This window comes from Streptomyces monashensis, from assembly GCF_001866665.1.
GTDB lineage: Bacteria > Actinomycetota > Actinomycetes > Streptomycetales > Streptomycetaceae > Streptomyces > Streptomyces monashensis.
Genome location: NZ_MLYO01000027.1, coordinates 29,303 through 42,476, shown reverse-complemented (window position 1 = coordinate 42,476; position 13,174 = coordinate 29,303). Strand labels below are relative to the sequence as shown.

The 13,174-nt window shown below is 71.6% G+C and carries 12 protein-coding genes and 1 pseudogene; 7 read left to right on the top strand and 6 right to left on the bottom strand.

Going from position 1 to position 13,174, the window contains the following annotated elements; translation table 11 throughout:
- Positions 1–14: 14 nt before the first annotated feature.
- Both dusB and BIV23_RS17020 read right to left on the bottom strand, forming a co-directional pair.
- Positions 15–1,148, bottom strand: coding sequence for a tRNA dihydrouridine synthase DusB (dusB, locus tag BIV23_RS17025; protein WP_071381715.1), 1,134 nt, complete (start codon positions 1,146–1,148; stop codon positions 15–17).
- Positions 1,149–1,219: 71 nt separating this feature from the next.
- A complete protein-coding gene (locus tag BIV23_RS17020) occupies positions 1,220–2,107 on the bottom strand; it encodes a helix-turn-helix transcriptional regulator (protein WP_071381714.1) in 888 nt (295 codons plus the stop codon).
- A gap of 102 nt (positions 2,108–2,209) precedes the next feature.
- On the opposite strand from BIV23_RS17020, the gene BIV23_RS17015 reads away from it, so the two are divergent.
- Positions 2,210–3,634 (top strand): MFS transporter, encoded by a 1,425-nt coding sequence (locus tag BIV23_RS17015; RefSeq protein WP_071381713.1) that lies wholly within the window; start codon positions 2,210–2,212, stop codon positions 3,632–3,634.
- Between the two features lie 47 nt (positions 3,635–3,681).
- Positions 3,682–5,124, top strand: coding sequence for an MFS transporter (locus BIV23_RS17010; RefSeq protein WP_071381712.1), 1,443 nt, complete (start codon positions 3,682–3,684; stop codon positions 5,122–5,124).
- A gap of 153 nt (positions 5,125–5,277) precedes the next feature.
- On the opposite strand, the gene BIV23_RS17005 is transcribed toward BIV23_RS17010, so the two are convergent.
- Positions 5,278–6,180, bottom strand: coding sequence for a helix-turn-helix transcriptional regulator (locus tag BIV23_RS17005; protein WP_071381711.1), 903 nt, complete (start codon positions 6,178–6,180; stop codon positions 5,278–5,280).
- Between the two features lie 101 nt (positions 6,181–6,281).
- Here BIV23_RS17005 and BIV23_RS17000 point away from each other — a divergent pair, with 101 nt between their 5' ends.
- The 3 genes from BIV23_RS17000 (at position 6,282) to BIV23_RS16990 (ending at position 8,672) form a co-directional block, all read left to right on the top strand.
- Complete coding sequence (locus BIV23_RS17000) at positions 6,282–7,712, top strand: MFS transporter (protein WP_071381710.1); 1,431 nt, start codon at positions 6,282–6,284, stop codon at positions 7,710–7,712.
- A gap of 97 nt (positions 7,713–7,809) precedes the next feature.
- Positions 7,810–8,028, top strand: a complete 219-nt coding sequence (locus BIV23_RS16995) for a hypothetical protein (RefSeq protein WP_071381709.1) — start codon at positions 7,810–7,812, stop codon at positions 8,026–8,028.
- A gap of 194 nt (positions 8,029–8,222) precedes the next feature.
- Entirely contained in the window at positions 8,223–8,672 is a 450-nt protein-coding gene (locus BIV23_RS16990) for a hypothetical protein (protein WP_071381708.1), read from the top strand.
- On the opposite strand, the gene BIV23_RS16985 is transcribed toward BIV23_RS16990, so the two are convergent.
- Entirely contained in the window at positions 8,653–9,249 is a 597-nt protein-coding gene (locus tag BIV23_RS16985) for a TetR family transcriptional regulator (RefSeq protein ID WP_071381707.1), read from the bottom strand. The genes BIV23_RS16990 and BIV23_RS16985 overlap by 20 nt on opposite strands.
- 40 nt (positions 9,250–9,289) lie before the next feature.
- On the bottom strand, positions 9,290–10,300 hold the full coding sequence (locus tag BIV23_RS16980) for an aldo/keto reductase (RefSeq protein ID WP_071381789.1): 1,011 nt from the start codon (positions 10,298–10,300) through the stop codon (positions 9,290–9,292).
- A 101-nt stretch (positions 10,301–10,401) separates the two neighbouring features.
- On the opposite strand from BIV23_RS16980, the pseudogene BIV23_RS51890 reads away from it, so the two are divergent.
- Positions 10,402–10,594 (top strand): annotated as a pseudogene (locus BIV23_RS51890) (chitinase); the annotation flags it as partial.
- A gap of 68 nt (positions 10,595–10,662) precedes the next feature.
- On the opposite strand, the gene BIV23_RS16975 reads toward BIV23_RS51890, so the two are convergent.
- Complete coding sequence (locus BIV23_RS16975) at positions 10,663–12,045, bottom strand: glycine--tRNA ligase (protein ID WP_071381706.1); 1,383 nt, start codon at positions 12,043–12,045, stop codon at positions 10,663–10,665.
- A 163-nt stretch (positions 12,046–12,208) separates the two neighbouring features.
- Between BIV23_RS16975 and BIV23_RS16970 the strand changes: the two genes are divergently transcribed.
- Positions 12,209–13,168 (top strand): metal ABC transporter substrate-binding protein, encoded by a 960-nt coding sequence (locus BIV23_RS16970; protein WP_071381705.1) that lies wholly within the window; start codon positions 12,209–12,211, stop codon positions 13,166–13,168.
- The last annotated feature ends 6 nt before the right edge of the window (positions 13,169–13,174 follow it).

Here is a 13,174-nt window from a genome sequence, read left to right as displayed (position 1 = left end):
CGGCCGAGGGGCCGTCAGCCGCCGGAGGTGTCGAGCTCCGCGTCCTCGCTGATCCCCGCGCAGTCGTACGGGTCCTTCAGCCAGCCGTCCGGCAGCACCACGCGGTTGTTGCCGGACGTACGGCCGCGGGGCCCGTCCGCGCCGGCCGGCCAGGGCTGGTCGAGGTCCAACTCGTCCAGCCCGGCCCGCAGTTCGGCGAGCGACGAGGTGATCGCCAGTCGCCCCCGCATCTCGGAGCCGACCGCGAAGCCCTTCAGGTACCAGGCGACGTGCTTGCGGAAGTCGACCACGCCCTTGGACTCGTCGCCGAGCCACTCGCCCAGCAGCGTCGCGTGCCGGACCATGACGTCGGCCACCTCCCGGAGCACCGGCCGCGCCAGATCGTCGAGGCGCCCCTCGAAGGCGGCCACCAGGTCCGCGAACAGCCACGGCCGCCCCAGGCACCCCCGCCCGACCACGACACCGTCGCAGCCGGTCTCCCGCACCATGCGCAGCGCGTCCTCGGCCGACCAGATGTCGCCGTTGCCGAGCACGGGGATCTCCGGCACGTGCTCCTTGAGCCGGGCGACGGCCTCCCAGTCCGCGGTGCCGCCGTAGTGCTGGGCGGCGGTGCGGCCGTGCAGCGCGATGGCGGTCACCCCCTCCTCGACGGCGATGCGGCCGGCGTCGAGGAAGGTGAGGTGGTCGTCGTCGATGCCCTTGCGCATCTTCATCGTGACGGGCAGGTCACCGGCCCCGCTCACGGCTTCCCGCAGGATCGCCCGCAGCAGGTTCCGCTTGTACGGCAGCGCCGAGCCGCCGCCCTTCCTGGTGACCTTGGGGACCGGGCAGCCGAAGTTCAGGTCGATGTGGTCGGCCAGGCCCTCCTCCGCGATCATGCGGACGGCCTTGCCGACGGTGGCCGGGTCGACGCCGTACAGCTGGATCGAGCGCGGCTGCTCGCTCGCGTCGAACCTGATCAGCTGCATGGTCTTCTCGTTGCGCTCGACCAGCGCCCGGGTCGTGATCATCTCGCTGACGAACAGCCCCTTGCCCCCGCTGAACTCGCGGCACAGGGTCCGGAAGGGCGCGTTCGTGATCCCCGCCATGGGTGCGAGCACGACGGGCGGCGACACGGTGTGCGGGCCGACGGCGAGCGGGTGGGACATCAGACGGCTCCGGGACAGGTCTACGACGCGGACAGCGGCGGGGGGAACACAGGGCAAGGTCCCATTGTCCCTCACGCGGTCCCCTGCTCTCCCGCGAGCTCCGCCAGCCGCTCCAGCCGCTCCTCGCTCTCCTCGTCGGCGGGGACGTACGCGACCACCCGCTGGGCCGGCGCCTGCGGGGCCAGCCACATGGTGCGGTGCTCCAGCCGGATCAGGCCGACCACCGGGTGCCGGTACCGCTTGACGTGCGGCGACATCGGCGCGACCTCGTGCCGCTCCCACAGCTCGCGGAACTCCTCCGACACCGCCAGCAGCCGGTCCAGCCGCTGCTTCCACACCGGCTCGGCCATGTGCTCGGCCATGCCGGCCCGGTACTTCGCGATCAGGTCGCGCAGCATCTCGTCCCGGTCCAGGAAGTCCCGCTGCCAGCGCGCGCTGGTGGTCAGCAGCCACAGGCAGTTCCGGTCGGCCGGGGGCAGCTCGGCGGGGTCGCCGAAGACCTGGGCGAAGGGGCGGTTGGCGTGGAGGATGTCGTAGCGGGCGTTCTGGAGCGAGGCCGGGTAGGGCGCGAGCCGTTCGACGATCTTGACCGCGGACCGGGCGGCGACCGTGCACTCGGCTTCGGTGCGCGGGTCGGCGGCCCGGGCGAGGGCGAAGAGGTGGGCGCGCTCGGCGGGGTCCATGAGCAGCGCGCGGGCGACGGCGTCCAGCACCTGGGCGGAGACATGGGCGGCGCGGGCCTGCTCGATCCACGTGTACCAGGTCACCCCGACCGCGGAGAGCTGGGCGACCTCCTCGCGGCGCAGGCCGGGGGTGCGGCGGCGCGGGCCGCGCGGCAGGCCGACCTGTTCCGGGGTGACGCGCTCGCGGCGGCTGCGCAGGAAGGCGGCCAGCTCCCGGCGCCGCACCTGCTGCTCCCCGCTGTCGTGGACGTCGTGTTCCGGCGCTGCGATGGTCATGGGACCAAGGGTGCCGTGGCCGCGCACCCCGGTGCCAGGTGGTGCCGGTACCCGGATGAGCACCGCCTGGTACCCGGCTGGGCGCGGGCGCAGAGTCGGGTCGTGACCACGACGACCTCTCCCACGACGACCGCGGGGCCCCGGGCGCTGACGCCCCTGGGCCTGTTCACCCTGCTCCTCGGCACCGCGCTGCCGATGATCGACTTCTTCATCGTCAACGTCGCCCTGCCGACGATCGAACGCGATCTGCACGCGCCGCCGGCCACGCTGGAGATGGTGGTGGCCGGGTACGCGGTGGCGTACGCGGTGCTGCTCGTGCTCGGCGGCCGGCTCGGGGACGCCTTCGGCCGGCGGCGGATGTTCCTGTGGGGCGTGGCCGGCTTCGGGCTGACCTCGCTGGCCTGCGGGCTCGCGCCGGGCGCGTGGTGGCTGGTGGCGGCGCGGGTGGCACAGGGGGCGGCGTCGGCGGCGCTGCTGCCCCAGGTGCTGGCGACGCTGCACGCGACGACGTCCGGCGAGCGGCGGGCCCGCGCGGTCGCACTGTACGGCTCGGTCGGCGGGGTGTCCGTCGTGCTCGGGCAGGTGCTGGGCGGGGTGCTGGTGGCGGCCGACCCGGCGGGCACCGGCTGGCGCGCGGTGTTCCTGGTGAACGTGCCGGTGGCGCTGGCCGCCCTGGTCTGCGCGCTGCGGTCGGTGCCCGACAGCCGGGCGGAGCGCCCGGCGCACACGGATCTCGCCGGTACCGCGCTGCTGGCGGCGGCGCTGATCGCGCTGCTGCTGCCGCTGACCGAGGGCCGGGCGACGGGCTGGCCGCTGTGGTCGGTCCTGCTGCTGGTCGCGGCGCCGGTGTTCGCGGCGCTCTTCCACCGCGTGGAGCGGCGCGCCGAGCGGGCCGGCGCCGGCCCCCTGCTGCCGCCGTCGCTCCTCACCTCCCCCGGGGTGCGGCGGGGGCTGCTGCTCGGTGTGCCGGTGTTCGTCGGCTTCGCGGGCTGGATGTTCGTGAGCGCGGTGACGCTCCAGCAGGGCCTGGGGTACGGGGCGTTGACGGCGGGGCTGACGCTGGTGCCGATGGGGGTGACGCAGTTCGCCGCGTCGATGCTGGCGCCGCGTGCGGTACGGCGGCTCGGCGGGCGGGCGGTGACGCTCGCGGCCGTGGTCCACATCATCGGTCTGGCGACGGTGGTGGCGACCGCCCTGCTGGGCCCCTGGCCGCACCTGAGCCCGCTCGCCCTCTCCCCCGGTCTGGCCCTGTGCGGCATCGGGCAGGGCCTCCAGCTCCCGCTCTACTACCGGATCCTGCTGGCCGCGATACCGGCGCGGCTGGCGGGCGCGGGCAGCGGACTGGCGGCCACGCTGCAGCAGTCGTGCCTGGCCGTGGGGGTCGCGACGCTGGGTTCGCTGTTCCTGTCCCTCGTGCCGGGGCTGGGGATGCGGGAGGCGCTGGCGGTGGTGCTGGCGGTGCAGGCGGCGGGGCTGCTGGGGCTGGGGTGGCTCGGCCTGCGGCTGCCCTCGGCAAAGATCATGTAGCAGTCATTAGTTAGACGCACTATTGAAATGAGCGTACAGTGAGGTTCATGCCCGAGCTGAGCCCTCGCCGCCGTCTGCTCGTGCTCGCGATCTGCTGCATGAGCCTGCTCATCGTGAGTCTCGACAACACCGTCCTGAACGTGGCGCTGCCCTCCATGCAGCGCGATCTGCACGCCTCGACCTCCGGTCTCCAGTGGACGATCGACGCCTACACCCTGGTGCTCGCCTCGCTGCTGATGCTCGCGGGCTCGACGGCCGACCGGATCGGCCGCAAGAAGGTCTTCATGACCGGCCTGCTGGTGTTCACCGTCGGCTCCGTGCTCTGCTCGCTCGCGCCGAACCTCTCCCTGCTGATCGTGTTCCGCATGGTGCAGGCGGTCGGCGGCTCCATGCTGAACCCGGTCGCCATGTCGATCATCACCAACACCTTCACCGACGCCCGTGAGCGCGCCCGCGCGATCGGCGTGTGGGGTGCGGTGGTCGGCATATCCATGGCGGCCGGTCCGCTGGTCGGCGGGCTGCTGGTGCAGTCGGTGAGCTGGCGCGCGATCTTCTGGATCAACCTCCCGGTCGGCCTCGTCGCCCTCCTGCTCACGCTCCGCTTCGTCCCCGAGTCCCGCGCCCCGAAGGCCCGCCGCCCCGACCCGGTCGGCCAGCTCCTGGTCATCGCCCTGTTCGGCTCGCTGACGTACGCGATCATCGAGGCGCCGGACTCCACCGCGTCCGTCGTCGCCCCCTTCGCGGCCGTCGCCGTCGTGGCCCTGCTGGCCCTGCTGTGGTACGAGCCCCGCCGCGACGAACCCCTCATCGACCTGCGCTTCTTCCGCTCGGCACCGTTCAGCGGGGCCACCGTGATCGCGATCAGCGCGTTCGCGGCGCTCGGCGGCTTCCTGTTCCTCTCGACGCTGTACCTCCAGAACGTCCGCGGCCTGGACGCCCTGCACGCGGGCCTGTGGATGCTCCCGATGGCGGCGCCCACCTTCCTGTGCGCGCCCCTGTCCGGCCGCCTCGTCGGCAGCCGCGGCCCCCGCCTCCCGCTCCTGATCGCCGGTACGGCGATGACGGCGAGCGGCGTCCTGTTCGCGGCCTTCGACGCGGAGACCTCGAACACCAACCGCCTGTTCTGCTACGCCCTGTTCGGCATCGGCTTCGGCTTCGTGAACGCGCCGATCACCAACACGGCCGTGTCGGGCATGCCGCGCGCCCAGGCCGGGGTCGCCGCCGCCGTCGCCTCCACCAGCAGGCAGCTGGGCCAGACCCTCGGCGTCGCGGTGATCGGCGCCGTCCTGGCCTCCGGCATCGGCTCGTCCTCGCACCCCCAGGCCTTCGTCCCGGCGGCCCGTCCCGGCTGGTGGATCCTCACGGGGTGCGGACTGGCCGTCCTGGTCCTCGGCCTGCTCACCAGCGGCCGGTGGGCCCGCGCGACGGCGACCCGCACGGCTCAGAGCCTCCAGGCACCGGAGATCCGCCAGCCGGTGGGCAGCGCCTGAGCGCTCCGCTGGAGGTGCCGCGATGTGCCGTCGGTCATCCGCGGGTCCGTCGTGGCCGGTCACGCCCACGCGGCGGAGCCGCATGTCGACGGAGCTCCGCGCCCTTCGGGGCGCTGCCGGACCGCCCGGACTTCGCCGGACCCGCTCAGAGGCCTACGGGAGCGGCCCGCCGACGGCCGGCAACGGCTCGCAGGACATCTCGTACAGCCTCTCCAGCCGCCCCCGGGTCTCCTCGTCCTTCGCCGTGTACATCACCATGCGGGCGCCCGCCTCGGGACCCAGCCACAGGTCCGTGTGCACCAGCCTGAGGTGGCCGACGTAGGGGTTGCGGTACTCCTTGGTCTTCGCGCGGGCGCCGACCACCTCGTAACGCTCCCAGTGCTCGCGGAACGCGGGGGACGCCGTCTCCAGGCGCTTGAGGAGCATCTTCCAGGCCGGCTCGCCCAGGTGACCGGCGAGGGAGGCGCGCAGCCGGGCGGCCATCACCCGCTGGGTCTCCTCCAGGTGGACGACCGCCTCCTGCCACTCCTTGTTGGTGTAGACGAGGATCATGCAGTTGCGGTCCTCGGGCGCGATCGCGTCCAGGTCGCCGAGGAGGCGGCCGTAGGGGCGGTTGTAGGCGAGGATGTCGTACCGGCTGTTCTGGATGCAGGCCGGGAGCGGCTCCAGCCGGCGCAGCATCTCGCGCAGGGCCGGGGTGACGCTCGGGCAGCTCGCGGCGGGCGTCGGATCGGTGGCACCGGCCAGCCGGAACAGATGGGCGCGCTCACTGGCGTCCAGCATCAGCGTGCGGGCCAGGGCGTCCAGGACCTGCACGGAGACCTGGATGTTGCGGGCCTGTTCGAGCCACGTGTACCAGGTGACGCCGACCGCGGAGAGGTGCGCGACCTCCTCCCGGCGCAGTCCGGGCGTACGCCGCCGGGCCCCGCGGGGCAGGCCCACCTGCTCGGGGGTGATGCGCTCGCGGCGGTTGCGCAGGAACGCGGCCAGCTCGTGCCGCCGGATCTCCGCGCCCCGGGGGGACCGCGCCGCGCCTTCCTCGGCCATGGTCGTCATGGCTCCAGGGTGCCGCCCGGCCGATCCTGTTGCCAGGTATTTCTTCTACCAGGATGAACACACTCTGGTACCCGTCTGGGCGAGGGCACAGGGTCGAGGGCATGAGCGAAACCGTCGTCTCCACCCGGGCCGTCCACACGACGGCCGCGCCGCCCGCACTCGGCGGACCCGGGCTGTTCACCGTACTGCTGGCCGCGGCACTGCCGCTGATCGACTTCTTCATCGTCAACGTCGCCCTGCCGACCATCCGCACCGATCTCGCCGCGAGCGAGGCGGTGTTGGAGCTGGTCGTCGCCGGGTACGGCGTCGCGTACGCCGTGCTGCTCGTGCTCGGCGGGCGCCTCGGGGACCTGTTCGGCCGGCGGCGGCTGTTCCTCGCCGGGATGGCCGCGTTCGGGCTGACCTCGCTGGCCTGCGGGCTCGCACCGGACGCGTGGAGCCTGGTCGCGGCGCGGGTCGCGCAGGGCGCCGCGGCCGCCGCGATGCTGCCGCAGGTGCTCGCCACCATCCAGGCCACCACGCGCGGCGCACACCGGGCGCGGGCCATGAGCCTGTACGGCGCGACGGCCGGACTGGCCATGGTGGCCGGGCAGATACTCGGCGGGGTGCTCGTCGCCGCCGACATCGCCGGGACCGGCTGGCGGGCCGTGTTCCTCGTCAACGTGCCCGTGGTCGTGGCGGGTCTGCTCCTCGCCGTACGGTTCGTGCCCGAGACCCGCTCGGCGCACCCCGAGCCCGTCGACGGCCCCGGCACCGTCCTGCTCGCGCTGTCCCTGCTGACGCTGCTCGCGCCGCTGACCGAGGGCCGGGCGGCGGGCTGGCCGCTGTGGACGTGGCTGTCGCTGGCCGTGTTCCCGTTCGCCGCCGGTGCGTTCTGGGCCGTGGAGCGGCGGGCCGACCGGGCGGGGCGGACCCCGCTGGTGCCGCCGAGCCTGCTGGCGCTGGCCTCGCTGCGGCGCGGTCTGCTGCTGATCGTGCCGTTCTCGATCGGCTTCAGCGGCTTCATGTTCGTGATCGCGCTGGCGCTGCAGCAGGGCGCCGGGCTCTCCCCGGTGCCGGCCGGGCTCGCGCTCGCGCCGATGGCCGTGGCGTTTCTGCTCACCTCCCTCGCCGGCCCCCGGCTGATCGCCCGCTACGGCACCCGCGTGGTCACCGCCGGTGCGGTCGTCCAGGGCGTGGGCATCCTGCTGCTGATGCTGGCCGCCTGGCGGGACTGGCCGCACGTCGGCCTCGTCGCGATGCTGCCGGGCGCGGCCGTCGCCGGGGCCGGGCAGGCGCTCCAACTCCCCAATGTCATGCGGCTGGTGCTGTCCGAGGTGCCGCCGGCCCGGGCCGGGGTCGGCAGCGGCGTGATGGTCACCACCCAGCAGTCCGCGCTCGCCCTCGGCGTCGCCACGCTGGGCACGCTGTTCCTCACCCTCGTACCGCGCGTGGGCATGCGGGAGGCGCTGGTCGTCGCGTTGCTGGTGCAGTTGGCCGGGATCGTGCTGACAGGCCTGCTCAGCCTGCGGCTGCCGCGCGAGATCGGCTGAGTCCCGGCCACGACTCGCCCAACCGACCGTGAACAACTCCCTGTTGATGTTGATTCTGCTGCACACTCCCTGCGGGCACGCGGAGACGGAGGCAGGGATGGCACGGGACAACACCACGAGCAAGGTCAGCCGCTGGGACCGGCACGGCCGGGAGCACGTCGTGCGTGTGGAGCGCACGGGCGTGCAGCGGCTGATCAGATGCGACACCTGCGGCTGGCGCAGAAGCGCGCAGTTCCTGCCGTGGCTGAAGGCGGAGGAGCACCTGGCCGAGGCCCACCAGGCGACGGTCGACCCGGCGAACAGTCACCAAGGGTAAAAAACAGGTAACGGAGAGGATTGGGAAAACGTTGTCCAACCTGCGGCTTTACGGAAATCAATAGACGTTTCAACGGCTGCCGCGGCCTGCTCGACGTGCCGCCCCGCCGCACTCGGGCGAGCCTGGACTGGCGAGCGGGCCCCGCGAGGCCCGCTCGCGACAGGGGGGAACTCCCTCGAAACCAGGAGACCCACATGAGCTTCACCCGGAGCCGCTGCGCCCGAGCGCTCGCCGCCGGCACTCTCTCCGTCGCCCTGCTGTCGGCCGGTACGGCCGCGGCCTTCGCCGCGAACGAGAAGCCGACCCCCACGCCCACCATGCACATGACCGGCAAGCCGAAGCCCACGGTCAGCCCCATGGCCAAGGCCTCGATCACCCTCACGGCCAACAAGTCGTCGGTGACGGCCGGCCAGTCGGTGAGGCTCGCCGGACGCACCACGGGCCTCAAGGTCGGCAGCCCGCTGGCGCTCCAGCACGAGGTGAACGGCAAGTGGACCAAGCTGACCCCGACCACGGTGGTCAAGAGGAACAACTCCTACGCCATGACCGCCAAACTGCCCAAGGGCACACACACGCTGCGGGTCGTGAGCGCGAACAAGGCCGGCAAGGCCGTCTCCCCGACCGTCACTGTGAAGGTGAGCTGAGTCCCCTCACCAACAGGTCCACCACCGCCGTGAACTCCTCGTCGATTCCGGGGCTGGTCCAGTCCCGGGCGTAACAGGGGTCGTGGAAGCGGCCGGTGGCCTGGAAGACGGCGCGGGCCACAGGGGCCGGGTCGGGTACCGCGAAGGTGCCCGCCTCGGCCCCTGCCTCGATGATCCGGGTCAACTGCCCGGTCAGTTCCTCGATGTGCTCGGCGACCGCCGCGACGTTCTCGTCGGTCAGCACCGTGTACGTCGCGAACAGCTCGGGGTCGTCGCCCGCCTTGTGCCGCTTGGCGTCGAACAGCGCCGCGAGCCAGGCCCGCAGCCGCTCCTCGGGGCTGCCGGCCATGGAGACGATGCCGGCCAGCCGCTGGGACGTGCGGTCCAGCCAGCGCTTGGTGACCGCCTCGCGCAGTGCCGCCTTGGTGCGGAAGTGGCGGTAGACACTGCCGTGGCTGACACCGAGCGCGCGGGCCACGTCGACCACGGTGGCCTTGGCCGGGCCGTGCCGGCGCAGCACCTCCTCGGTCGCTTCGAGGATGCGCTCGGCGGTCAGGGTCCCGGTGGGCGGTGTCATGTCATAGACCGTACGTCATGGGCCTGGTCCGGCCGCCGGGTCAGCGCTCGCTGTCGAGCGTCGTCATCTGCGCGGACGGGTAGCGGTCGCCGGCCGCCGCGTCCGCCGGCACGGCCTCCTCGATCGCCGCCAGGTCGGCCGCGTCCAGGGTGACGTCCAGCGCGCCGAGCGACTCGGTGAGCCGCTCGCGAGTGCGGGCGCCGACCAGCGGGACGATGTCGTCCCCGCGGGAGAGGACCCAGGCGATGGCGGTCTGCGCGACCGTCGCGCCCTTCTGCTCGGCGATCTTGCGCAGTGCCTCGACCAGGTTCAGGTTGTGCTGGAGGTTCTCGCCCTGGAAGCGGGGCGAGTGGGCGCGGAAGTCGGTCGGGGCGAGCTGCCGGTCGCGGCTGAAGTGGCCGGAGATCAGGCCGCGGGACAGCACGCCGTACGCCGTGATCGCGATGCCCAGCTCGCGGACGGTCGGCAGGATCTCCCGCTCGATGCCCCGGCTGATCAGCGAGTACTCGATCTGGAGGTCGGCGATCGGGGCGGTGGCGGCGGCCCGGCGAATGGTCTCGGCGCCGACCTCGCTGAGGCCGATGTGCCGGACGTAGCCCTTCTCGATCAGTTCCGCGATCGCGCCGACGGTCTCCTCGATCGGCACGTCCGGGTCGAGGCGGGCGATCCGGTAGACGTCGATGTGGTCGACGCCGAGGCGCTGGAGGGAGTAGGCCGCGAAGTTCTTCACGGCGGCCGGGCGGCCGTCGTACCCGCTCCAGTTGCCCTCCGGGTCGCGCAGGGCGCCGAACTTCACGCTGGTCAGGGCCTTCGCGCGCAGGGCGGCCGGGGCGGTGCGCAGGGCCTCGCCGATCAGCATCTCGTTGTGCCCCATGGCGTAGAAGTCGCCGGTGTCGAGCAGCGTGACGCCCGCGTCCAGGGCGGCGTGGACGGTCGCGACGGACTCCGCGCGGTCGGCTTCGCCGTAGAGCGCGGACATGCCCATGCAGCCGAGGCCGAGGGCGGAGACGGTCGGGCCGGTGGTTCCGAGGTTTCGGGTTCGCATCGTCATGCCGTCCACTCTGCCATGACGGATGACAGATTTCAATATCTGTCATTCCATCTTCGTCAGTCACCGGGGAGAATGGTCCAGACCTCCCATGCGGAGGCGGACCCCACGACAGGCAGGTCCCGGGCCCGCCCGCGCAGCCCGGCGCGGGCGGCGGCTACCTGGCACCGTCACTCGTCTCCCAGGCCTGACAGCACTACGGCGGCTCGCTCAAGGGCCATGGACCGGTCGATCAACTGGGACGGCTCGAAGAACTGGACGTTCGGGGACAACGTGAAGGCGTCGCAGGGGCGTTGACGCACCCGGGACATGCGAAAGCCGGGCGGGCCGAAGTGATCGGCCCGCCCGGCTTCGCGGTGGTGTGACTAGGCGCCGATGAGACGCTGCGCCAGGTAGCCCTCGATCTGGTCCAGCGACACGCGCTCCTGCTTCATCGAGTCACGCTCACGCACGGTGACGGCGTTGTCCTCGAGGGTGTCGAAGTCGACGGTCACGCAGTACGGCGTGCCGATCTCGTCCTGGCGGCGGTAGCGGCGGCCGATGGCGCCGGCGTCGTCGAACTCGATGTTCCAGTTCTGCCGCAGCGCCTGGGCGAGGCCCTTGGCCTTCGGGGACAGCTCGGGGTTGCGGGAGAGCGGGAGGACGGCCACCTTCACCGGGGCGAGGCGGTGGTCCAGGCGCAGCACCGTGCGCTTCTCCATCTTGCCCTTGGCGTTCGGCGCCTCGTCCTCGACGTAGGCGTCGAGCAGGAAGGCCAGCATGGTGCGGCCGACACCGGCCGCGGGCTCGATGACGTACGGGGTCCAGCGCTCCTGGGCCTCCTGGTCGTAGTAGACCAGGTCCTGGCCGGAGGCCTTGGAGTGGGCGCCGAGGTCGTAGTCGGTGCGGTTGGCGACGCCCTCCAGCTCGCCCCACTCGCTGCCGCCGAACTGGAAGCGGTACTCGATGTCGGCGGTGCGCTTGGAGTAGTGGGAGAGCTTCTCCTTCGGGTGCTCGTACCAGCGCATGTTCTCGGTACGCAGGCCGAGGCCCGTGTACCAGTTCCAGCGCTGCTCCATCCAGTACTCCTGCCACTTCTCGTCCTCGCCCGGCTTGACGAAGAACTCCATCTCCATCTGCTCGAACTCGCGGGTGCGGAAGATGAAGTTGCCGGGCGTGATCTCGTTGCGGAAGGACTTGCCCATCTGGGCGATGCCGAACGGGGGCTTCTTGCGCGAGGCGGTCTGCACTTGGGCGAAGTTGGTGAAGATGCCCTGGGCGGTCTCGGGGCGCAGGTACGCGACCGAGCCGGAGTCCTGGGTGGGACCGAGGTGGGTGGAGAGCAGACCCGAGAACTGCTTGGGCTCGGTGAACTGGCCCTTGTTGCCGCAGTTCGGGCAGTTGATGTCCGCGAGGCCGTTCGCCGGGGCGTGGCCCTTCTTCTCCTCGTACGCCTCTTCCAGGTGGTCGGCGCGGAACCGCTTGTGGCAGGAGGTGCACTCGGTCAGCGGGTCCGTGAAGGTGGCGACGTGGCCGGACGCGACCCAGACCTCGGGGGCCAGGATGACGGACGAGTCGATACCGACCACGTCCTCGCGCGACGTCACCATGTAGCGCCACCACTGGCGCTTGATGTTCTCCTTGAGCTCGACACCCAGCGGTCCGTAGTCCCAGGCGGCGCGCTGTCCGCCGTAGATCTCACTGCACGGGAAAACGAAGCCACGGCGCTTGCTCAGGCTGACGATGGTGTCGATCTTGTCGGCGGCCACGGTGCTCTCTTCATGACGATTACGACGACGGGCGGTGGAGCGAGATGCATCCAGCTTGCTTGCGAATGATTCAGGGTACCGGCGGGGGCTCCCCCTCAATCAAATCGGTACCGCTGACCAGGCTTGTTGACAACGGTTTCCATGTTTGTTGAAAATGACTGTCATGAACGCACGACGACGCCTCATACCCACCGCCGCGCTCACCGCGGTCACCGCCCTCGGTATCGGCACTCTCTCCGCCTGCTCCGGTGACAAGGCGGAGGCGGCGGGCACCGGAAAGTTCGACGTCGTCGCGTCCTTCTATCCCATGGCCTTCCTGGCCGAGCAGATCGGTGGCAAGCATGTGCACGTCACCAGTCTCACCTCCCCCGGCCAGGAACCCCACGACCTGGAGATCAGCCCCAAGCAGATCGCGCTGCTCCAGGACTCCGACGCGGTGCTGTACCTGAAGAACCTCCAGCCCTCCGTCGACGACGCGGTGGCCCAGTCCCCGGTGAAGACCAAGGTCGACGCGGCCGCCCTGACCACGCTGGAGAAGCACGGCAACGAGGTCGGCGGCCACGCGGCCTCCCACGACGCCTCCAAGAACGAGGAGCTGGCCGGCCTCGACCCGCACATCTGGCTCGACCCGGTGCGCTACGCCCAGGTCGCCCAGGGAGTCGGCAAGGCCTTCGAGAAGGCCGACCCGAAGCACGCGGCCGACTACGAGAAGAACACCGCCACGCTGGTCACGAAGCTGACCGGCCTGGACAGGCAGTTCAAGGACGGCCTGGCCGACACGAAGACCAAGGTCTTCATCACCACGCACGCCGCCTTCGGCTACCTCGCCGAGCGCTACGGCCTGACCGAGGAGTCCATCACCGGCCTCGACCCCGACTCCGAGCCCAGCGCCGCGCGCGTGAAGGACCTGGAGCAGATGGCCAGGGCCGACGGCGTCTCCACCGTCTTCTACGAGACGCTCGTCAGCGACAAGACCGCCAAGACGATCGCGGGCGACGCCGGTCTGCGGACCGACGTGCTGGACCCCATCGAGGGCATCACCGCCAAGTCCCGCGGCAAGGACTACTTCTCCGTCCAGGAGGCCAACCTCAAGGCCCTCCAGCAGGCGCTGGGCGCCAAGTGACCGGTA